Annotated in this window: 15 protein-coding genes and 3 pseudogenes; 12 read left to right on the top strand and 6 right to left on the bottom strand. The window is 68.6% G+C overall.

What is annotated here, in order from left to right:
- Window positions 1-56 precede the first annotated feature (56 nt).
- The 4 genes from SCK26_RS09530 (at window position 57) to SCK26_RS09515 (ending at window position 5,301) form a co-directional block, all read left to right on the top strand.
- The gene (locus tag SCK26_RS09530; protein WP_318200847.1) at window positions 57-2,105 is read left to right on the top strand and encodes an APC family permease; all 2,049 of its coding nucleotides are present in this window, start codon (window positions 57-59) and stop codon (window positions 2,103-2,105) included.
- 187 nt (window positions 2,106-2,292) lie between these two features.
- On the top strand, window positions 2,293-3,621 hold the full coding sequence (locus SCK26_RS09525) for a class I SAM-dependent RNA methyltransferase (RefSeq protein ID WP_318200846.1): 1,329 nt from the start codon (window positions 2,293-2,295) through the stop codon (window positions 3,619-3,621).
- Between the two features lie 774 nt (window positions 3,622-4,395).
- On the top strand, window positions 4,396-4,566 hold the full coding sequence (locus SCK26_RS09520) for a hydrophobic protein (RefSeq protein ID WP_318200845.1): 171 nt from the start codon (window positions 4,396-4,398) through the stop codon (window positions 4,564-4,566).
- A 69-nt stretch (window positions 4,567-4,635) separates the two neighbouring features.
- A complete protein-coding gene (locus SCK26_RS09515) occupies window positions 4,636-5,301 on the top strand; it encodes an ATP-binding protein (RefSeq protein ID WP_318200844.1) in 666 nt (221 codons plus the stop codon).
- 226 nt (window positions 5,302-5,527) lie between these two features.
- On the opposite strand, the gene SCK26_RS09510 is transcribed toward SCK26_RS09515, so the two are convergent.
- Together SCK26_RS09510 and SCK26_RS09505 are read right to left on the bottom strand one after the other, a co-directional pair.
- Entirely contained in the window at window positions 5,528-5,959 is a 432-nt protein-coding gene (locus SCK26_RS09510; RefSeq protein WP_318200843.1) for an STAS domain-containing protein, read from the bottom strand.
- Window positions 5,959-7,401 carry a GAF domain-containing SpoIIE family protein phosphatase gene (locus SCK26_RS09505; RefSeq protein WP_318200842.1) on the bottom strand — a complete coding sequence of 481 codons (1,443 nt, stop codon included), beginning with the start codon at window positions 7,399-7,401 and terminating at the stop codon, window positions 5,959-5,961. The genes SCK26_RS09510 and SCK26_RS09505 overlap by 1 nt, the downstream gene beginning before the upstream one ends.
- 292 nt (window positions 7,402-7,693) lie before the next feature.
- Here SCK26_RS09505 and SCK26_RS09500 point away from each other — a divergent pair, with 292 nt between their 5' ends.
- Window positions 7,694-7,861 (top strand): hypothetical protein, encoded by a 168-nt coding sequence (locus SCK26_RS09500; protein ID WP_318200841.1) that lies wholly within the window; start codon window positions 7,694-7,696, stop codon window positions 7,859-7,861.
- A 212-nt stretch (window positions 7,862-8,073) separates the two neighbouring features.
- Here SCK26_RS09500 and SCK26_RS09495 read toward each other — a convergent pair.
- Window positions 8,074-8,538: pseudogene (locus SCK26_RS09495) on the bottom strand (DUF4383 domain-containing protein); the annotation flags it as partial.
- Between the two features lie 89 nt (window positions 8,539-8,627).
- On the opposite strand from SCK26_RS09495, the pseudogene SCK26_RS09490 reads away from it, so the two are divergent.
- Window positions 8,628-8,966: pseudogene (locus SCK26_RS09490) on the top strand (RHS repeat-associated core domain-containing protein); the annotation flags it as partial.
- Window positions 8,967-9,249: 283 nt separating this feature from the next.
- On the opposite strand, the gene SCK26_RS09485 reads toward SCK26_RS09490, so the two are convergent.
- The gene (locus SCK26_RS09485; RefSeq protein WP_318200840.1) at window positions 9,250-9,639 is read right to left on the bottom strand and encodes a VOC family protein; all 390 of its coding nucleotides are present in this window, start codon (window positions 9,637-9,639) and stop codon (window positions 9,250-9,252) included.
- Window positions 9,640-9,761: 122 nt separating this feature from the next.
- Window positions 9,762-10,264 (bottom strand): annotated as a pseudogene (locus SCK26_RS09480) (transposase).
- Between the two features lie 304 nt (window positions 10,265-10,568).
- Here SCK26_RS09480 and SCK26_RS09475 point away from each other — a divergent pair.
- The 6 genes from SCK26_RS09475 to SCK26_RS09450 all read left to right on the top strand — a co-directional run bounded on the left by SCK26_RS09475 (window position 10,569) and on the right by SCK26_RS09450 (window position 19,614).
- Window positions 10,569-10,772 carry a cold-shock protein gene (locus SCK26_RS09475; protein ID WP_014145516.1) on the top strand — a complete coding sequence of 68 codons (204 nt, stop codon included), beginning with the start codon at window positions 10,569-10,571 and terminating at the stop codon, window positions 10,770-10,772.
- Between the two features lie 566 nt (window positions 10,773-11,338).
- Complete coding sequence (locus SCK26_RS09470) at window positions 11,339-13,024, top strand: ribonuclease J (RefSeq protein ID WP_318200839.1); 1,686 nt, start codon at window positions 11,339-11,341, stop codon at window positions 13,022-13,024.
- A gap of 1,180 nt (window positions 13,025-14,204) precedes the next feature.
- Window positions 14,205-14,633: a hypothetical protein gene (locus SCK26_RS09465; protein ID WP_318200838.1), complete on the top strand. Its 429-nt coding sequence runs from the start codon at window positions 14,205-14,207 to the stop codon at window positions 14,631-14,633.
- A 20-nt stretch (window positions 14,634-14,653) separates the two neighbouring features.
- Window positions 14,654-17,011, top strand: coding sequence for a hypothetical protein (locus tag SCK26_RS09460; protein WP_318200837.1), 2,358 nt, complete (start codon window positions 14,654-14,656; stop codon window positions 17,009-17,011).
- Between the two features lie 187 nt (window positions 17,012-17,198).
- Window positions 17,199-17,708 carry a hypothetical protein gene (locus SCK26_RS09455; RefSeq protein WP_318200836.1) on the top strand — a complete coding sequence of 170 codons (510 nt, stop codon included), beginning with the start codon at window positions 17,199-17,201 and terminating at the stop codon, window positions 17,706-17,708.
- A gap of 484 nt (window positions 17,709-18,192) precedes the next feature.
- The gene (locus SCK26_RS09450) at window positions 18,193-19,614 is read left to right on the top strand and encodes a non-reducing end alpha-L-arabinofuranosidase family hydrolase (RefSeq protein WP_318200835.1); all 1,422 of its coding nucleotides are present in this window, start codon (window positions 18,193-18,195) and stop codon (window positions 19,612-19,614) included.
- 106 nt (window positions 19,615-19,720) lie between these two features.
- Here the strand turns inward: SCK26_RS09450 and SCK26_RS09445 are convergent, their stop codons facing one another.
- On the bottom strand, window positions 19,721-20,758 hold the full coding sequence (locus SCK26_RS09445) for a hypothetical protein (RefSeq protein WP_318200834.1): 1,038 nt from the start codon (window positions 20,756-20,758) through the stop codon (window positions 19,721-19,723).
- Window positions 20,759-20,956 lie beyond the last annotated feature (198 nt).

Raw genomic sequence — 20,956 nt, 5'->3', positions numbered from 1 at the left:
CAGATGCAGCACGCCGGGTGGGCGGGTGCCAGTTCGAAGGCTTACGATCCTCTCTCGTGTCCAAACTGACCGACGTGCCCAAACGGATCCTGATCGGGCGCGCACTGCGCAGTGACCGGCTGGGTGAGACTTTCCTGCCGAAGCGCATCGCACTCCCCGTCTTCGCCTCCGACCCGCTGTCCTCCGTCGCCTACGCGCCGGGGGAGGTCCTGCTGGTCCTGTCCATCGCGGGCGTGTCGGCGTACCACTTCAGCCCCTGGATCGCGGTCGCGGTCGTCGTGCTGATGTTCACCGTGGTCGCCTCCTACCGGCAGAACGTGCACGCCTACCCGAGCGGCGGCGGCGACTACGAGGTCGCCACCACCAACCTCGGCCCCCAGGCCGGCCTCACCGTGGCCAGCGCCCTGCTGGTGGACTACGTCCTGACCGTCGCCGTCTCCATCTCCTCCGGCATCGAGAACCTCGGCTCCGCGATCCCCTTCGTGGTCGAGCACAAGGTGCTCTGCGCGGCCGCCGTGATCGTGCTGCTGACGCTGATGAACCTGCGCGGCGTGAAAGAGTCCGGCAAACTCTTCGCGATCCCGACGTACGTCTTCGTCGGCGGCGTCTTCATCATGATCCTCTGGGGCGCCTTCCGGGGTCTGGTCCTCGGCGACTCCATGCGCGCCCCGACGGCCGACTACCACATCAAGGCCGAGCACCAGGGCCTCGCCGGCTTCGCGCTCGTCTTCCTGCTGCTGCGCGCCTTCTCCTCCGGCTGTGCGGCCCTCACCGGCGTCGAGGCCATCTCCAACGGCGTCCCGGCCTTTCGCAAGCCCAAGTCCAAGAACGCGGCGACCACGCTCGCGATGATGGGCCTGCTCGCCGTCACCATGTTCTGCGGCATCATCGCCCTCGCCATGACGACGAAGGTCCGCATGGCCGAGACCCCGGCCACCGACCTGCTGCACCACGGCATCCCGGTCGGCCCCGACTACGTCCAGAACCCGGTGATCTCGCAGGTCGCCGAGGCGGTCTTCGGCAAGGGCAGCCTGCTGTTCGTCCTGCTCGCCGCCGCCACCGCGCTGGTGCTGTTCCTGGCCGCCAACACCGCGTACAACGGCTTCCCGCTGCTCGGCGCGATCCTCGCCCAGGACCGCTACCTGCCGCGCCAGCTGCACACGCGCGGCGACCGGCTCGCCTTCTCCAACGGCATCGTGCTGCTCGCCGGCGCGGCCATGCTGCTGGTGTTCATCTACGGCGCGGACTCCACCCGCCTCATCCAGCTGTACATCGTCGGCGTGTTCGTGTCCTTCACGCTCAGCCAGACCGGCATGGTCCGGCACTGGAACCGCCACCTCGCCGCCGAGAAGGACCCGGCCAAGCGCAGCCACATGATCCGCTCCCGCGCGATCAACGCGTTCGGCGCCTTCTTCACCGGCCTGGTGCTCGTCGTCGTCCTGGTCACCAAGTTCACCCACGGCGCCTGGGTGGCCCTGCTCGGCATGTGCATCTTCTACGCGACGATGACCGCGATCCGGAAGCACTACGACCGGGTCGCCGAGGAGATCGCCGCGCCCGAGGGCCCGAGCGACGACATGGTCCGCCCCTCCCGCGTCCACTCCGTCGTCCTCATCTCCAAGATCCACCGCCCCACGCTGCGCGCCCTGGCCTACGCCAAGCTGATGCGCTCGGACACCCTGGAGGCGCTGACCGTCAACGTCGACCCGGCCGAGACGAAGGTGCTGCGCGAGGAGTGGGAGCGGCGCGGGATCGACGTACCGCTGAAGGTCCTGGACTCGCCGTACCGGGAGATCACCCGACCGGTGATCGAGTACGTCAAGAGCCTGCGCAAGGAATCCCCGCGCGACGCGATCTCCGTGATCATCCCCGAGTACGTGGTCGGCCACTGGTACGAACACCTGCTGCACAACCAGAGCGCCCTGCGCCTGAAGGGCCGCCTGCTCTTCACGCCCGGCGTGATGGTCACCTCCGTGCCCTACCAGCTCGCCTCCTCCGAGGCCGCCCGGGCCCGCGCCCGCAAGCGGCAGGAGTGGAACGCGCCGGGCGCGGTCCGCCGGGGCCCGGCCGTGGAGCGGCCCAAGGAGCCGTCGGGCAAGGACTGAGGCGGCGGACGGTCCGGTGTCCGGCGAGGACCGGGCCGGGCCGTCCGGCAGGACCGAGGAGAGACGGGGAGGCCGTAGACTGGTGGGCTGTCGACCGGCCCACCGGCAGCCGGCCGCCCCGTCCTCCCTTTTCCTTCCTTCGTTGCCTCGTTCCCTCGTTCTCTCTTCGATCTGGAGTCATCCCACCATGCAGGCAGAACCGACCAAGTCTCTGGTGGGTGAGGAGTACGAGGTCGAGATCGGCCCCGTCGCCCACGGCGGCCACTGCATCGCCCGTACGTCCGAGGGACAGGTGCTGTTCGTCCGGCACACGCTGCCCGGCGAGCGGGTGGTGGCACGGGTGACCGAGGGCGAGGAGGGCGCGCGTTTCCTGCGCGCGGACGCCGTACGCATCCTGGAGCCGTCCAAGGACCGCATCGAGGCGCCCTGCCCGTTCGCCGGCCCCGGCCGCTGCGGCGGCTGCGACTGGCAGCACGCCAAGCCGGGCGCCCAGCGCCGCCTCAAGGGCGAGGTGATCGCCGAACAGCTCCAGCGGCTGGCCGGCCTCACTCCCGAGGAGGCGGGCTGGGACGGCACGGTGGTCCCGGCCGAGGGCGACAAGCTGCCCGCCGGTCAGGTCCCGCAGTGGCGCACCCGGGTCCAGTACGCCGTCGACGCCGAGGGCCACGCCGGTCTGCGCCGGCACCGCTCGCACGAGGTCGAGCGCATCGACCACTGCATGATCGCGGCGGCGGGCGTCAGCGAGCTGGGCATCGAGACGCGGGACTGGACCGGCATGGAGTCGGTCGAGGCGATCGCGGCGACCGGCTCGCAGGACCGTCAGGTGGTCCTCACCCCGCGCCCCGGCGGCCGCCTGCCGCTGGTCGAGCTGGACCGGCCGGTGTCGGTCCTGCGGGTGGACGAGAAGTCCGGCGGCGTGCACCGCGTCCACGGCCGTCCCTTCGTCCGCGAACGGGCGGACGACCGGACGTACCGGGTGGGCGGCGGCGGCTTCTGGCAGGTCCACCCGAAGGCGGCGGACACGCTGGTCACGGCGGTCATGCAGGGCCTGCTGCCGCGCAAGGGCGACATGGCGCTGGACCTCTACTGCGGCGTCGGCCTCTTCGCCGGCGCCCTCGCCGACCGCCTCGGCGAGCAGGGCGCGGTGCTCGGCATCGAGTCCGGCAAGCGGGCGGTGGAGGACGCGCGGCACAACCTGGCCGACTTCCCGCGGGTCCGCATCGAGCAGGGCAAGGTCGAGTCGGTCCTGCCGCGCACCGGAATCACCGAGGTCGACCTCATCGTCCTCGACCCCCCGCGAGCGGGCGCCGGCCGTAAAACGGTGTCCCACCTCTCCACCCTCGGCGCCCGCCGCATCGCCTACGTCGCCTGCGACCCCGCCGCGCTGGCCCGGGACCTGGCGTACTTCCGGGAGGGCGGATACCGGGTGCGGACGCTTCGGGCGTTCGATCTGTTTCCGATGACGCATCATGTGGAGTGCGTGGCGATTCTGGAGCCTGCCGAGAAGGGCCGCTGACCTGCGGTTTCGATGGGTGCGCATGATGTGCGCTATGGGCGTTACGGGCGATATCTTGAGGCTCGAATGACGCTCTGCGAGGTGTCTTGACGCTCATTTGACGCTCGTTCTGGTGGGGCGTCAGGTCTATCGCGTCGCTGTTCAGGCGGTCTCCTGGTTTCGTAGGTGTGGCGGGCTGCCGGAGACATCGAGCCGCTCGCCCAGCCACCACCGTCACCGGCCCACAGCCCCCGAGCCCGCCTGTTTGCTGTCCAGGCGCGGTCCCGGGGGAAGTCAGCCGCCAGTGCCACCAGCAAAGTGCACAGTTGTCCGGGTGATGTGACCGACCATGGGTCGTCCAGGGGAGCGGGCTCGGCGGGGCCTCCAGCTCGATCTCCGACTCGACCAGCGCGAGCAGGTCGGCCAGTGGTTCCGGCACGGTGATGGCCGACCGCTCCACCTCCACGGTGTGCACGTCTCTTTCCTGCGCGCACGTATCCGCGACGTCCCCGGCCGCTTCGGCCAGGTCCTGCTCGCCGAACTCCGTATGTCCGTACTCGGCGGGCGGACCGGTCCATGCGTCGGTGCCGGCGGCTTGGACGACGGCGGTACCGCCGGCTCTGGCCACGGCCATGAGCCGAGCGGGTGGTGTTGCTGCAGAAGCGCCGACCAAACCGGTCGATCCAGGTGAGGGAACTTGAGTCCGATGCCCGCAGGCGCGGTGAAGAAACCTGGGAATTCGGCAGTGTGTTTCCGCCTTTCGAGGGGCACGAGGAGCGGCGGAGGTTGATAACTATGGTTCCCCTGCTTCTCGTTCTCCTGCTGGCTCTCATCCTCTTCGGCGCGGGCTTCGCGCTGAAGGCGCTGTGGTGGATCGCCGTGATCGTGCTGGTGATCTGGCTGCTGGGTTTCGTCATCCGCACTGCGGACAGCGGCGGCCGTAAGGGCCGCTGGTATCGCTGGTAGACCAGTCGGCACGAACCGACACGAGCCATCAGTGGGCCCCGGAATATTTTCCGGGGCCCACTGGCATGCATGCCTCGCGCGTCAGAGGGTCATCACGCACCAAAGGGCGTGAATGTCCCCTTCGCGGGCACCAGGACTCACAGCTGGGGCCCGGTAACGCAGTGGAACCACCTCCAACCACCGGGCTCCAGCCCGCACCTCGACCGCCGCGTCACCTCAAGCCCGCACCTAGAGGAGCTTCCCCTGAAAGAATCCGCATGGGCCCATCCGCCGAGGAAACAGACGGCAGACACCACGGGCACGGAGGAGGAAGCCACACTGCGCTACCACGCGAGCTGGGACGAGGGAGCGGCCCAGGTCACGGACGCCCGTCGCTCCCTGCGGGCCTTCCTCGCCCACGCCCCGCGAACCGGCCGCCAAAACGTGCCGTCCACCCTGGCCATGGACGCCGAACTCGCCGTCAGTGAACTGGTCACCAACGCCGTCCGGCACACTCGGGGTCCCTGCGGGATGACCCTGCGGTTGTCCGGAGAAGAGCTGACGATCACCGTGTGGGACAGCTCCACCGAGAAGCCGGCGCCGAAGAAGGCCGACCCGCGCCGCATCGGTGGTCATGGCCTGCATCTGGTCGAGACCGTCAGCAAGAAAGTCGTCGTCGCCTTGCGCGCTACGGGAAAGCGGATCACCGCCCACCTGTTGTACCGCAGCACACCAGCAGGCTCGGCAGAACCATAAGTCCGTGAGACGGGTTCCGGGGGAGGTTCGAGAGCTTCTTACAGGGCGGCGTGCAGCGCAGCGGTCACTTCCCGGCCTGTAGTTCGCCGTCGACGTTGTGCGCATGAGTGGTCCGCCGGACCGCGCACTCCGGGCTTCCGCGCGTCCGCTCAGCCCTGAACGACGTTCTGCGCCTGCGGTGCCTTCTGCCCCTGAGCGTTGTCGAAGGCCACCTGCTCGCCCTCGGTCAGCTCGCCGTACCCGCCCCGGTGGAAGAGCTGGTGACGGAGCCGTGCACATCTGCGCTCGTGGACTGGCCGGCACTCATGGCGGCGACCGCTTCGGCGGCTGTGGCATGGACCGGCAGAAGTGAGTCGACACCGGTCATGCAGAGCATGCGCATCAGACGGTCGGGGACAGCGGCGACGCTGAGCGAGCCGCCCGCCGCCTGGGCCGCGTGCCAGATGCGGATGAGCGCGCTCAGACCGGCGGAGTCGCAGAACCCGACCTGTGCCAGGTCCAGGACCAGGCGCGGGTGTCCCCGCTGGATGATCTCCAGGGCTTCGGAGTGCAGGGTGAGCGCAGTGTGCATGTCCACCTCCCCCACGACCGCGGCGACGGCAAGGCCGGGGCTGGGGTGCTGAACGGTCAGGTGAAGCGTGTCGGTCACGTCGGTCATCACTCCTGGCCGAAGTGTTCGGGTGCGGCGGCGGTGTGGGCGGTGGCGGCGACACCACTGTCGGGTGCGGTTTGGGGGCCGGGCACGGACAGGGCCAGCAGGGCCACGTCGTCGCCGGCTCCGTCGGGCAGCGAGGCCAGCAGCGTAACGGTGTCCTCGACCAGGGAGGTGGCGGTGACGGGCCCGGTGCGCTGGTGGAGGAAGCCGGTCAGACCGTCCTGGCCGAGCATGGCGCCCTCGGCGGTGCGGGCTTCGGTCAGCCCGTCGGTGTAGAGGAACAGGCTCTCCCCGGGAGCCAGGGAGAAAGTGGTCCGGGCGAAGGATGCCTGGGGGAAGGCGCCGACGAGCATGCCACCTTCAGGGCGTACCGCCTTGACCCATACGGCGCCGCTGTCGTCGGGACGCACATGGTAGGCCTGCGGGTGACCGCCGGTGGCCAGGGTGACGGTGAAGCCGCCATCCTCCCGGCGTACCAGGAGGCCGAAGAGGGCGGTGCAAAATCTGCTTCCGGCAGTGACGTCGGTGAGCAGGGCGGTGTTGAGCGTTCGAAGGACGGTGACCGGCTCCGGGTCGATCTGGGCCGCGGCGCGCAGGGTGTGACGGGCCAGGGCCGTGACGGTCGCCGCCTCGGGGCCCTTGCCGCACACGTCACCGAGGAAGAACGCCCACCGGCCGCTGTCGACGGGGAAGACGTCGTAGAAGTCGCCGCCCACGTCGTGGATGGAGGCGGTGCGATAGTGGCAGGCCAGCTCCAGGCCGGGCACCACGGGAAGTGCCGGGGGCAGCAGGGTGCGCTGGAGGGTGGAGGCGAACGCGGCGATGGCGGCCTTGTCCTGCTCCGCCCGCTCCCGCGCCGCCCGTTCCGCCTCCCGCCGCTCCTGTTCGTCGCGCAGGGCGCGCAGCGCCGATAGCCGCAGCTCCATCTCGTCCAGCACGATTGCGGCGAGATCGGCCAGGGTGGCGGTGTCGTCCTCGGTGATGGAGCGCGGTTTGGTGTCGAGGACGTTGACCGTGCCGAGCCGGTGCCCGTCGGGGGTGATGATCGGTGCGGCGGCGTAGAAGCGCACACCCATCTCTCCGGCGACCAGCGGATTGTCCACTGCGACCGGGTCCTGAAGGGTGTCGGGGATGACCAGGGCGTCATCGCGCAGAATCGCCGAGCCGCACAGTCCCGGGTCGCGGCCGATCTCCTTGACGCCTTCCAGGCCGTGGGCGGCCTTGAACCAGATGCGGTCGGTGTCCACGATCGTGACCGTCGCCACAGGTACGTCGAAGAGGCGTGCCGCCATCGCCGCCACCCGGTCGAACGCGCCGTCGGGCGGCGTGTCGAGGATGTCGTAGCGGCGTACCGCCGCTATACGGGCCGCTTCCACATCCAGGTCCGGGACCAGCTCGGGGCGGCGCCCGGGAGCCGGGTCGGTGACCGACGCTTGCTGGATCATCGGCTTTCCACTCGGTCGATGGGCTGCCGCGAGCGGCACGAACCGACGCAGCCTAAATCGAGTACACGTCCCAACGCCAATATCGCGGTGAAGGCCGGATTGCTTGCGGCAGCATCGCTGACCTCCTTCCGGCGCTTCGCTGTGACCTCGCATGTTCGAAGGACTCGAACCCCGCCTGGCAGAGGGTTGCGCTCAGGCGGCGCTCCACTGGTGAGCCAGGCCGCCGCGCCACTCGATCCACCGCTCGCCGTCCAGGATGCCGTCGGGGTCGCGACCAGTGAGCTCTTTCAGCGTGGCCACCGATCGGATGACGGTCTGGCGCCCCGCTGCTCAGCAGTCACGACGTTGGTCGTTCCCCCGCCGGGTGGGCGGCAAGGAGCAGCTGGACGTCACGCTGGCGGACTCCGAGCTGGTGGTGGAGGTCGGTTTCGACGTCGCCCGTGACGCCTCCGGCCCGTAGCGCCACCCGCCCGCCGACAGCGCACCCACCCCACCGACGTTCTCACCTGATGTCGCCGCGCTGACAGCGGCACGGTGCCCAAGCGCGAGCGGTCCGCGGGGCGCAGTGCTGAAGTTCCCGCCCTCCGGGCGGGCCACCGGCAGGAGGCGCTGCAACCACGTCCTCGACGGCTGCAGCCCGGCCGTGGGGGATTGCGCAGACCACGCAGTCACTCACGTAGGCCGGACGGGCCAGCACGCCTCTCCGTGATGCCAAGAGCGAACGTCCCGGACCGGGACCGGAAGTCGGCCGACCCGGGCACACGCACAGCGGGCGAGGGACGGCGGGCGCCAGTCCGGGCGCGAACGACCCGCGCGCGGCGCAGACCGGAATGGGACGGACGGACGGTGGCGCGGCTGGCGGGCCGGGCTGCGGCCTCGGGATAGCACGCGGCGTCCGGCAGGGTGCGGGTCCGCACAGCCGGCAAGCGGCGGCCGGGCACAGCCCGGTGGCGGACAGGATGCCGACGGACGCGGTTCGGGCGGCGGAGCCGGTTCGCCGCCGCCCGAACCGGAGACAGCAGGGAGCAGCAGGTAGTCGCGGGCGGCGCTGATGCTGCGGGCCAGAGCGAGGCCGGCGATACCGAAGAGCAGGTGGGTGATGTTGTGCAGGATGGACACCTGGAAGACGCCCAGGAGCTTGGCGGGGGAACAGCCATGCCGGACCCGGAGGCCAACGGCTCTGTTGCAGGACCGCGAAAAACCTAACGGGGGGAAGCATGTGTACCAGTCCCTGCGGCGTCCACCTGCCCGCCCAGTCCGGTGAACCGGTCGACCAACCCCATCGGTTCGCCGGCAACTACCAAGACCCCGCCGGCCTCTACCACCTCCAGGCCCGCTACTACGACGCCAACATCGGCCGCTTCACCCAGCCCGACCCCTCCGGCCAGGAACAGAATCCGTACCTCTACGCTGCCGGCGACCCCGTCAACCGCATCGATCCCAGCGGAACCTCATTCATGAGTTTTGCGGAGTCTGCGTCTAAGAAGGCCGGTTTTGTGTCCGATGCCCCATGGAGAATTGCGACTCAGGAATCTATGACCGAGCCACTTCGTGAGGTGAAATGAACTACGTGACGATGGCCTACAAAGGCTGGCCGTCCGGAACGCCGATCTCAATTCTGGTGATCACAATCGTAGCCGTCCTGGCAGTCGCAGCCGTAATAGGACGTACGAGACGCAAGTAGTGCACCACGTCGGTACCCCAACGCAACGACAGGGGGCCGGACAAGGATCACCCACCGCGCCTTTGATGCTGACGGCGCCCGGGCGGCGGAGGCGATCACGTGGGGCACATACAGCGGTTGAGGGCCGCACTCCGCGCCGGGGATGCGGCCCTCGATGCACGTGGTTACGAGGTCCAGCCGCCGTACGGCACGGTGATGAGTTCCATGGCATGGCCCGCCGGATCCATGAAGTACACGCCGCGGCCACCGTCGTTGTGGTTGATCGTGCCGGGCTGCTTCCGGTGGGGGTCGGCGTAGTGCTCGATGCCGCGCTGTCTGATCCGCGCGTACGCCGCCTCGAACTCCTCCTCGGAGATCAAGAAGGCGTAGTGCTGGGGGGTGATGCTGTCCGCGGGAACAGTGGCGAAGTCCAGAGTGACGCCGTTGCTCAGGCTGACCGCGATGAACGGACCCCACTTAGCGGTGATCTCAAGGCTGAGCAGGTTCGCGAAGAATTCTGCGGACTCCCGATTGTCCCGGGCATGGACGATCGTGTGGTTCAACTCGACTGACAAGGAATGCCTCCGAAGGCATGTCCCGGCACCTCCATGTCTCACCCGGCCGGTGACCGACACGCGATGCTGCCGTAGACCCTAGTCCTGTCGTCGTCCTGTCGTCTACGTAGTAACTGATCGTTTCAGAACGCCCTTCGGAGTCGTCGGAGGCAGATGATGCTGCAGGCGAGTTCGAGCAGGCCCTGATGGGTCGGCACGTCGTTCGTAGCGGGTGCGGAGTCGCTTGAACTGATGCAGCCAGGCGAACGTGCGCTCTACCACCCACCGGATCCTGCCCAGACCGGAGCCGTGGGCGACGCCACGACGGGCGATCAGTGGTTTGATGCCGCGCCCCCGAAGAAGGCGGCGGTAGGCGCGAGCCGGCGCGGCGCAGTTCGGTGAGCAGGACGGCGTGCAGGCGCGGCCAGACTCCGGCCTCGGTCCAGTCCCGTAGCCGGCGCCAGGCCGTGACTCCGGAGCAGTCCACGGTCTCGGCGGGGACGTCGCGCCAGGCAACACCAATCCGCAGCACCCGTCCAGGCCGCAGGGCCGGACCATCCACCACTCGCCCAAGGGCAGGTTCCTGCGTGGGTCGGGGGGAGAGACGTTGACCGCCTGACTCCCTCAGAATCGGAAGCGCGACCAACGTTACGCTCCGGCTCATTCAATATCTGTACTCGTGAGCTGAGATTTCGGCGGAACAGGTAGACAGATTCTCTGCCGCATTAAGTGGAGTGGGATTCTTTGCCGCACACGGGCCGCTGCGGCGTGCTACTGTCGGTGTCAGTTGCAGTTGTGGTTCCCAAAACCTCAAGTGCCTCGCGGTGGCATTCTGTGCCGCTGGAGGCGCTTTTGTTAGCCGGTTCTTTTTTCCGGGCGGGGTGATCATCGCGGCGACACTGGGTCCGCGCAGTGCGGATCCCGATGCACTGCCCCAAAGGAGAAATGAAATGGCTGCTGGTACCGTGAAGTGGTTCAACGCGGAAAAGGGCTTCGGCTTCATCGAGCAGGACGGTGGCGGCGCCGATGTGTTCGCCCACTACTCGAACATCGCCGCCCAGGGCTTCCGTGAGCTGCTGGAGGGCCAGAAGGTGACCTTCGACATCGCGCAGGGCCAGAAGGGCCCGACGGCCGAGAACATCGTTCTCGCCTGACGCTGCCTGTCACGTAGCTTGTAGCTGGGGCTCGCATCCTTCGGGGTGCGGGCCCCAGCTACTCGCATTTCTCCCCGGTAGTTTTACTTGCGGACGGCAATCAGGTAATCCCGTAGGCTCGCCGTATGCCAAGCGTCCGGACGTCCGGATATTGCGTCCGTTTCGCGCCGCCCGTTCCAGCGCCTGTGTTTGCACGGATTTCTCGCCGGTCGGATTCGTTTTCACGTTCCGCCGTGAGGGCAGTACCGACTCCGGCAGGGGCGGCAGCCGATCTCCGAGTGGCAGTGCGCCGTCACGGACGCCGGGAGCGCTGCCCGGCCGAGGAGACGGCGGGCATCTGGGCAAGACCGGACACACTTCCGGCGCAGTGCCGACGGCGCTGGAGCACTGCCGTACACCTGGTGGCGCAGCGGCGGGGCGCACCGGGAGGCCGGCCGCCGGGACAAGGGGCAGGAGACCTCCGCCGGCACGACCGGGCTCGCGGCTGACCCACCGGAGGCGGTACCGAAGAAGAGATCACAGAGGCAATGAATCATCCCCTCCCCCTCTCCGGGTACCGTCAAGGTATGAGTCATCCACACCCGGAACTGAAAGCCGCCCCTCCCCTGCCTGCAGGAGGGCTGCGGGTCATTGCCCTGGGCGGCCTGGGTGAGATCGGCCGCAACATGACCGTCTTCGAGCACGCGGGCAAACTGCTCATCGTCGACTGCGGCGTGCTGTTCCCCGAGGAGACCCAGCCCGGCGTGGACGTGATCCTGCCGGACTTCACCTCGATCCGGGACCGGCTGGACGACATCGTGGCCGTAGTCCTCACCCACGGCCACGAGGACCACATCGGCGGCGTGCCGTACCTGCTGCGCGAGCGGTCCGACATTCCGGTCGTCGGCTCCAAGCTGACGCTGGCCTTCCTGGAGGCCAAGCTCAAGGAACACGGGATCCGGCCGCGTACGGTGCGGGTGCGGGAGGGCGACCGGCGCGGCTTCGGTCCCTTCGACTGCGAGTTCGTCGCGGTCAACCACTCCATCCCGGACAGTCTGGCGGTCGCCATCCGGACGCCGGCCGGGATGGTGCTGCACACCGGCGACTTCAAGATGGACCAGTTCCCGCTCGACGACCGCATCACCGACCTGCGCGCCTTCGCCCGCCTCGGCGAGGAAGGCGTGGACCTGTTCCTCACCGACTCCACCAACGCCGAGGTGCCCGGCTTCACCACCTCCGAGCGTGAGCTGAACCCGGCGATCGAGCAGGTCATGCGCACCGCGCCCCGCCGGGTCATCGTCTCCAGCTTCGCCAGCCATGTGCACCGCATCCAGCAGGTCCTGGACGCCGCCCACCAGCACGGCCGCAAGGTCGCCTTCGTCGGCCGATCGATGGTCCGCAACATGGGCATCGCCCGTGACCTCGGCTATCTGAAGGTCCCGTCCGGTCTGGTCGTGAGCACCAAGGAGCTGGAGAAGCTCCCGGACCACAAGATCACCCTCGTGTGCACCGGCTCCCAGGGCGAACCGATGGCCGCGCTGTCACGGATGGCCAACCGCGACCACATGATCCGCATCGGCAAGGGCGACACCGTCCTGCTCGCCAGCTCCCTCATCCCCGGCAACGAGAACGCCATCTACCGGGTCATCAACGGGCTCACCCGGTGGGGCGCCCACGTGGTCCACAAGGGCAACGCCAAGGTGCACGTCTCCGGGCACGCGAGCGCCGGTGAACTCGTCTACTGCTACAACATCGTCAAACCCCGCAACGTGATGCCGGTCCACGGCGAATGGCGTCACCTGCGGGCCAACGGCGACCTCGCCATCCGTACCGGCGTCGACCCCGACCGGGTCGTCATCGCCGAGGACGGCGTCGTCGTCGACCTCGTCGACGGGCGCGCGTCCATCACCGGCAAGGTCCCCGCCGGCAACGTCTATGTGGACGGCATGGAAGTCGGCGGCGCCACCGAGGCCTCCCTCAAGGACCGCCTCACCCTCGCCGCCGAAGGCGTGGTCACGGTGGTGGCGATCGTCGACGCCGACACCGGCGCGCTCGCCGAGGCCCCCGACTTCCTGGCCCGCGGCTTCGTCCACGACGACACCACCTTCGAGCCGGTCATCCCTGTCATCGAGAAGACCCTGGCCACCGCGGCCGAGGAAGGCGTCGGGGACGCGCACCAACTCGAACAGCTGCTCGCCCGCGCCGTGGCGAACTGGGCGTTCCGCACGTACCGCCGCAAGCCCTTGATCATCCCCGTCATCATCGACGCGTGAGCCACGGCCCGGCAGGCGTCCGGGGCCGGACGGCGATGTGCGCGAGGTGAAACTCGGCGACGAGTCGTTGCCGTGGCCCGGCCTCGTCACCGGCCACCGGGCCGGGCCGGCCCGTACGAAGCGCGCCCGGGTTCTGCCCGGACGTGCCCGGCGCGGCCCGGTGGCGGGAACGCCGCGCCGGGCACGTCCGGCCCTTCCAGCAGCTGACCTGCCGCCGGATCGGCCACACCCGCTCACTTGACGCTCCGGCCGCCTCACGGCCCGCGCGCGAGGCAGGAAAACCCCATGCGGCCTGGCGTGCCCGTGGCGACGACGTCGCCGTGCCCGCGGGCCTCAAGGGGCCTTCGACGGCAAGGGCAGGTACCCGCTCGGGCTCGGCGCGCCTTCATGGACGACCAGAGTCGACCCCGGCTACTGCATGACCCTCCGCCCCGCCGACGAGGGTCTCCCGCGTCCGTACCTGGACGACCGCGAGACGTCCGCACGGACATCGTGCTGCGACCGCTCCCGGACAAGAGGAAACGGCTGCCGGCCGAGCGTCCCAGCCAGTTCCCGCCCACCGTGGAGCGCATGAAGGCCCTGACCCGGCTGATCGGCGATGGGTACCGCGGCGTCGGCGACCAGCTCCGAAAGCTGCTCGGGCGGCCGTCGAAGACCGTGCGCCGGGCGCTGGAGAACTGCTTCCCAGCGGTCCGCCGCGAGACGCCGCCGGGGGCCGGAGAGCCTGGCGGGCGCGCGGACCCTGCCCGCCGCCCGGACGACCTTCCTGGCCCGAACTCGCCGCCGAACACGGCCCTGCCTACGCCCCTCACCGAGGTGTCTCCCGGGCCAAGGGCAACCGTCTGGCGTCAGCTCCCCGTCCGATCTTCGCGGACCGCTACGTCGAGCATCAGCCTCTTGGGCGGCCGTCGCGCGGACGGTGGCCTCGATGCCCCCGTGCCCGAGGCCGCCGTGCCCGACGTCACCTTGGCCTCGCACCACCGCAGACCCGACCGGATGAGTCCGGACGAGTCCGAGCGCGTGATCCGCGTCAACCTGACCGGACCGCTTCCTGCGTCCGGACCTCGGAACACCAACTACCTTTCAGACACGAGCGGGTGACGAAGCAACAGACAGGTGATCAGGTCGGTTGCCGCGCGAGTACGGTGGTGTGGCCTGCCTGGAGGACTTGGGGGATTTCGTGACGTTCGAGCAAGAATGGTCAGAATTACGCGCGGCGGCGGCCAAGCGGACCGCCATGCGGATCGACAGCGTTCCGGCCGACGGCGGCGGAGGTGGTGGCGGGATCGACCTGGTGGTCAGCCGGGACGACCTCGGCGCCATCGGCAACGACGCGTACGGCCTGCTGGGCCGACTGGCGAAGGACGGTGACATCGCCCGTGCCTCCACGTTCGACGCGGCGACCGCGCTGACCAACGGGAACTTCGTGAGCGGTTCGGCCGTGCTGAAGGTGCACGACCTCTGGCAGACCCACCTGAAGACGCTGCTGGACGCCTGCGCGCAGATCTCGAATCACCTCGACTACAGCAAGGCCCAGCACGCCAAGGACGAGGCGAAGGTCGAGGGAGACCTGAAGCGGATATCCGTGCTCACGGAATACATGAAGTAGGGCTCGGGGGAGCGCGCGACGTGCTGAAGTACGAGGACATCATCGACGCCCCGGTGGCGAAGCTGAAGGCCGCCGCCGACGACTGGTCGGAGATGGCGGGAAAGCTGGACACGCTCGCCACGGACGCCGCCGACGGGATGAAGGCGAAGGCGGACAGAGCGGCCTGGGAGGGCGTCAACGCAGGGGTCACCAAGGCGTTCATCGGCAAGACGGTCAAGGAGTTCGCGGATGCCGCGGCCGAGGCCAAGGGTGTGCAGCTGATCCTGGAAGAGGGTTACGCGGCCATCAAGAAGGCCAAGGACGACCTGATCAGTATCCGGGATCACGAAGGGCCCGCGGCCGGCATCCGCGTGGACGGAAACGGCAAGGTGACGGCACGGCATCCGTTGTCCGAGAACCGCGCGGCGCAGCACGACCCCGACTACAGCGAGTTCCTGCAGAAGGAGAGGCGGAACATCGAGTCGTGGCAGAAGAGGATCGACCTCATCGTCGACAACTGCAACGACACCGACCTCGCCCTCAAGAACACCCTTGAATCCAACGTCACCGACCGCAAGGACTTCAACGCTCCGACGTACACGAAGCTGGACCAGGAGGAGGCCGCCCGCGCCGCCGCTCTGGCGGCCAAGGGCCGGGACATCACCCACGCCGAACTTCAGCAGCTCAACGAGCTGCTGAAGGACAACAGTTCATCGGTGACGTTCTCCAAGGGCTTCTACGAGAAGCTCGGCCCGGAGAAGTCGCTCGCGTTTTTCGGCCAGCTCTCCACGGACACGTACGAGTACGGCAAGGTCGACGCGGAGCGCCTCAAGGACGTCCAGGAGCTTCAGAAGAACCTCGGCCTCAACCTGGCCACCGCCTCCCATGACAAGGAATTCACCGACACGTGGGGCCCGCAGCTCCGCAAGCTGGGTACGGAACGGATTCCGCTGGCCAAGCACGACTACGGCGGGCCGTTCGGATACCAACTGCTCGGCGGGATCATGCGGTACGGGAACTACGACGCGAAGTTCCTCAATCCGATCGCCGAACACGTGGCGCAACTGCACCAGAAGGACCCGGACATGTTCGCCGAGAACAAGGTGGTGAACAGTCCGTTCAAGAACCCGTTCAACCCCTCCGGCGTCAACGGGGCCGGCTACGACCCGGCCACCGCCATGCTGGAAGCGCTCGGCAACAGTCCGGAAGCGGCGAAGAAGTTCTTCACCGACCCGCCGACCGCGTACAACGAGGACGGCACGGTCGACCACGGTGCCACGGCCGACCTCGGGCAGAACAAGGACGGCGAGGCGATCGACAACTACCTCGACTTCTTCAGCAACGAGAAGTGGGAGTCCTTCCCCGACGTCAACTCGCTCGACGAGAAGGAGAACAAGGCGTCGCTCGACCAGATGCCCGACGCCCTCGGCCACGCCCTGGAGGCCGCGACCCTCGGCTACCCGGTCGGGCACCCGGACGCCGGTGTGGTGCGGGACGCGGACAACGCCGCGGTCATGCAGAAGGTCATGGAGAAGTACGGTGCGGACCCGGGGCTGCTCAAGGAGCACCACGAGGCGATGGCCGACAGCCTGGGCGTCATGGGCGCCGGCTACGTCGACGACATCAACTGGGCGTTGGCCAAGAACGATCCGGACAGTGTGTTCGCGCCGGGCAGGAATCCGGATGGCCACCTCGACTTCATGGACACCGTGGACGGGAACGGGCGGAGCGTCGTCCGGGGCTTCCTCAGCACCCTGGGGCAGCACCCGGACGCCTACGCGACGGTCTCGGCCGCGGAGCAGGTCTACACCCGCAGCGTGCTGGAAGGGGCAGTGGGCCCGGACGGGAAGATCGACGACGAGGTCGCCGCCAGGGCCAGGGCGACCGTGCGCGTGGGCGCCGAGGTGCACGGCATGCTCGACCAGTCCCGGGCCGACCAGGTGGAGGCGACGAACCTCAAGGCCCACGAGGACTACGAGAAGGCGGTCGCCAAGCGGGCGGGCTGGATCGAGTTCGGGGCCACGGCGGGCATCGCGGCGGGCGTCGCCTTCCTGCCCGCGACCGCGGCCGTGGGGACGGCCGCGGTGCTCATCCCGCTGGCGACCGATACCGCCGGCGGCGCCGCCGAACAGGTCATCGGCCAGACGATCGGGAACATCTCCGACAACTCGGTGGACGAGCACAAGGAGAGGATGGAGGACCTCGCCGACGACGAGAAGAAAAAGATCTACTCCGCTGGCGAGAGCATGGCCGAGGCCCCGGCGGAGGAGTTCCTGGACCATAACGCCGTACCCACGGGCAGCGTGTTCAGGCAGGACCTGTACGAATCCATGCTGATCGGCTACGGGCTCGGAAACGACCGGGCGAAACAGCAGGGAAACGCCCCGGAGACCGGCTGAATCCGGAGACGACGTGAGGATGCGGACAGTGATCAATCGTAGGTCGGTACACGGAGGGCTCCTCTCCGCGGCCGTGGCCGGCTCGCTGTTTCTCGGAGCCACCGGTTGCGGAGGGGACGGAGATGACGATCATCTCCCGGAGAACTACAAGGCGGTCGTGGGGACACGACTGTGCGGTGGTGAGGCCGTGTCCGCCGACGCGGCCAAGGCATTGAAGGTGATCACGGGGTCGTCACGGTTCGAGGCATCGGCGAAGGAGTACAGCGTCGCGCAGTCCGCGGCGGACCTTGGCGAGGGGTTCTTGGATCACGGGGACCTCTGCCGTGTCTTCATGCCCGTCGGCACGCCGGATTTTCAGCTCAGAATCACCTGGCAGCTGGAAGGAGGCGCTCCGACGGGCACTCCGGACCCGGAATTCACCGTGCTGAAGATGGGGGAGCGGACCGTGGCGGCGGAGAACAACGCGCACGTCTTTTTCGCGTGCCGGAGCCCCAGGCTCAGCGAAGTGGGGGGCCCGGCCCACATCTCCGTCAGCGTGCGGCGCTGGAGCATGCCGAAGCCACCCGAGGCCGACATCAAGGCGTTGAAGAACGCCTACGCGACCGTGGCCCACTCCTTCGCGCTGGCCATGGCCAAGGAACTGCGCTGTGAGAAGAACGGTGGGCTCCCGGCGAAGCCGGTGCTGGTTCCCGCGTAGTCGGTCGGCGTATGCGGAAACGACCGTGATCAGGGGCCCTTCCCGTCCGGAGGAGGGGCCACGTGCCGTCGGCCGGGCGGGCACCGGCCTCCTGGCCGTTCGACACCTCCGGAGTCGGCGGCGAAATTTCTGGTGGCGTTCGGAAATCGTCTTGTCCCGGCCGGTGTCGGCGTCGGCTGAGGGTGGCCCCGCTTCAGAGCCGAGTCGTGGTCGCTCCAGGTGGCACCGCTGTGACGTGCGGGCTTGTACGAACTCGCGGTGCGAATGTTTCGGAGCCGGAGGCGACACGTGCGCGAGGTATTGACGTCGTTCACCGGTTCCCTATCCTTCAGTTGGCCGATATTGCGGCTGATGTTCGGTATATCGAACTAGTGGGGGCTGGAGGAGAGGCCTGTCGCGGACGTATGTCATGAACGTGCCAATCCAGCTTTCGTAGCCGCGCGTCGGCAACCGGAATCGCTTACTCAAAGTTGAGGAAGTCCCCATGCACAGAGGAAGTTTGAGCCGCAGGCATCCGTCTGCGGTGCTCGCCGCGGTGACCGCGGCGCTGGTCGCGTTGGCGGCGCTGCTCGTGGCCACTCCGGCTCAGGCGGCTGCCAGCGGCGCCTTGCGCGGTGCCGGTTCCAACCGGTGTCTCGATGTGCCGGGAGCCAGCCAGACCGACGGCACGTACCTTCAGCTCTACGACTGCTGGGGCGGGACCAACCAGCAGTGGACGCTGACGGACAGCAACCAGCTGACCGTCTACGGCAACAAGTGCCTGGATGTTCCGGGTCACGCCACCACGGCCGGTACGCGGGTGCAGATATGGTCCTGTTCCGGCGGCGCCAACCAGCAGTGGCGGGTGAAGTCCGACGGCACGGTCGTCGGCGCGGAGTCCGGGTTGTGCCTGGAGGCCGCCGGCGCCGGTACGGCCAACGGTACGGCGGTGCAGATCGGAACGTGCAACGGCGGCAGCAACCAGAAGTGGTCCGGTCTGCCCGGGACGCCGACGGACGGCAGCTGCGCTCTTCCGTCGACGTACCGGTGGTCGTCGACGGGTGCGCTGGCGCAGCCGGCGAACGGGTGGGCCTCGGTGAAGGACTTCACCACCGTCACGTACAACGGCAAGCACCTCGTCTACGCGTCGAACGTGTCCGGATCGTCGTACGGCTCGATGATGTTCAGCCCCTTCACGAACTGGTCGGACATGGCGTCGGCCGGCCAGACCGGCATGAGCCAGTCCGCGGTGGCGCCCACGCTGTTCTACTTCGCGCCCAAGAACATCTGGGTGCTGGCGTACCAGTGGGGTGCGTGGCCGTTCATCTACCGCACGTCGAGCGACCCCACCAACCCCAACGGCTGGTCCGCCCCGCAGCCGCTGTTCACCGGGAGCCTCTCCGGCTCCGACACCGGCCCGATCGACCAGACGCTGATCGCCGACGGCCAGAACATGTACCTCTTCTTCGCCGGTGACAACGGCAAGATCTACCGGGCGAGCATGCCGATCGGGAACTTCCCGGGCAACTTCGGCTCGTCGTACACGACGGTCATGAGCGACACGAAGGCCAACCTCTTCGAGGCCGTGCAGGTCTACAAGGTCCAGGGCCAGAACCAGTACCTCATGATCGTCGAGGCGATGGGTGCGAACGGGCGCTACTTCCGCTCCTTCACGGCCTCCAGCCTGAGCGGTTCGTGGACCCCGCAGGCCACCAGCGAGAGCAACCCCTTCGCGGGCAAGGCCAACAGCGGGGCCGGCTGGACCAACGACATCAGCCACGGTGACCTGGTCCGCAACAACCCCGACCAGACCATGACCATCGATCCCTGCAACCTGCAGTTCCTCTACCAGGGCAAGTCCCCGACGGCGAGCGGTCCCTACGACCAGCTGCCGTGGCGCCCGGGTGTCCTCACCCTGCAGCGCTGACCCTCCCGGCGTGGCTGATCGCGCCCGCTGACCGACACGCACCACCGCAAAGGAACCCCGGCCGTACGGCGGCCGGGGTTCCTCTCGTCCGTCGCGTTGCCGTGCCTCAGGCGGTGAGCCGGGCGCGGCTGCCGCGGTCCTCGTCCGGGGTGCGATCCCGGTCCTTGCGCTTGGGAGCGGCGAGTTCCGTCTCCTGGTGGTTGTAGATGCCGATGGGCTTCGGCGCCAGCTTCTGCTTCTTCTCGGTCACCTTCGCGCGGGTGCGCACCACGGCGTAGAGATCGGAGTCCGTGGCGGCTCCCGTCTTGTACTGCTCGTACTGCTCGGGAGTGAGGTACTTGGCCTTGAAGACCTGGAGCACGGCCTCCGCGCCGAGTCCGCCCTTCACCACGACTTCCTGGGACGCCTTGGCGAAGTTCTCCGCGCTGCCGCCGCTGTCGCCGAAGACGGCCGCGAGCTGCTCGGGGTCGGTGGTGTCGTAGACCCTGCCCTCCACGACCCTGGCTCCGTCGGGCAGCTTCACCTTGGCGATGCGCGACTCGTTCTCCGCGGCCCAGGCCGCGGCCGTCTTGAGGCTGCGGGTGAAGGAGACCCAGGACGACTTGACCTTGGCCCTGCTGCCGGCGCGGATGTGATCGGCGGCGGACTTGGTGACGTCGTGGCCGACCGGCGGGCGCAGGCCGTTGCGCAGCGGCAGTTCCTCGGGGCGGAGCGTGCGGTAGAAGACGTTGGGGTCCTCGCTCTCCGACTCGCCCTCGGATTCCGGGTGGACGTCCCGGTAGCGGGGCATGATGGCGCGCAGCGCCTGTTCGGACAGGCTGTCCCGCTCGTCGGGGTGCGCGGTGCGCAGGCGTTCCAGTTCCTTGGTCTTCTTGGCCCGCAGGAGTTGGGTGGCGAGGACGACGCGCTGCTCGGGGGAGAGGCCGCTGGTCTCCACGGACTGCCTGGAGTTCGGGTCGGTCACCGCGACCCGCTGCACCACGGGGGCGAGGGCCCGGACGGCCGCGGCGTTGCCGGCGGTGCGCTGGAGGTGGAGCAGCGTCCCGGGGGCCGGCGCACGGGCGCCCGGACGCGGCGCGTGCGCGGGCGCCCGCCGGTCCTCGTCCTGTGCGCTCTGCCGCGCTCGATGTCCCTGGGCGTACATACACCGCTCCTTTGCCGGGTCAGCTCCCGCGCAGCGTATCGCGCCTCTTAGCTCCGGCCGGGAGTACGTCGCGATGCCGTCGCCGTCATGTCACGAACGTGTCTTGAGCGCGATCGAGAGGCAACGCAGGCAACCTCGCCGACTATCAAAGAGGGCAGAAAGCCACCCGGGTGAACAGTCGCCCGGATCGCTCGCCAG

Origin of the sequence: Streptomyces sp. SCL15-4, from assembly GCF_033366695.1 — a bacterium.
Classification (GTDB): Bacteria; Actinomycetota; Actinomycetes; order Streptomycetales; family Streptomycetaceae; genus Streptomyces.
This window is presented reverse-complemented; position numbering and strand designations above follow the sequence as displayed.

What these genes read in the sequence shown, in the direction of transcription:
- SCK26_RS09510 (WP_318200843.1), bottom strand. Translation starts at nt 5,959, where the DNA reads ATGACCGACGTGACCGACACGCTTCACCTGACCGTTCAGCACCCCAGC.
- SCK26_RS09525 (WP_318200846.1), top strand. Translation starts at nt 2,293, where the DNA reads ATGCAGGCAGAACCGACCAAGTCTCTGGTGGGTGAGGAGTACGAGGTC.
- SCK26_RS09445 (WP_318200834.1), bottom strand. Translation starts at nt 20,758, where the DNA reads ATGTACGCCCAGGGACATCGAGCGCGGCAGAGCGCACAGGACGAGGAC.
- SCK26_RS09520 (WP_318200845.1), top strand. Translation starts at nt 4,396, where the DNA reads ATGGTTCCCCTGCTTCTCGTTCTCCTGCTGGCTCTCATCCTCTTCGGC.
- SCK26_RS09505 (WP_318200842.1), bottom strand. Translation starts at nt 7,401, where the DNA reads ATGATCCAGCAAGCGTCGGTCACCGACCCGGCTCCCGGGCGCCGCCCC.
- SCK26_RS09470 (WP_318200839.1), top strand. Translation starts at nt 11,339, where the DNA reads ATGAGTCATCCACACCCGGAACTGAAAGCCGCCCCTCCCCTGCCTGCA.
- SCK26_RS09475 (WP_014145516.1), top strand. Translation starts at nt 10,569, where the DNA reads ATGGCTGCTGGTACCGTGAAGTGGTTCAACGCGGAAAAGGGCTTCGGC.
- SCK26_RS09450 (WP_318200835.1), top strand. Translation starts at nt 18,193, where the DNA reads ATGCACAGAGGAAGTTTGAGCCGCAGGCATCCGTCTGCGGTGCTCGCC.
- SCK26_RS09515 (WP_318200844.1), top strand. Translation starts at nt 4,636, where the DNA reads ATGCCTCGCGCGTCAGAGGGTCATCACGCACCAAAGGGCGTGAATGTC.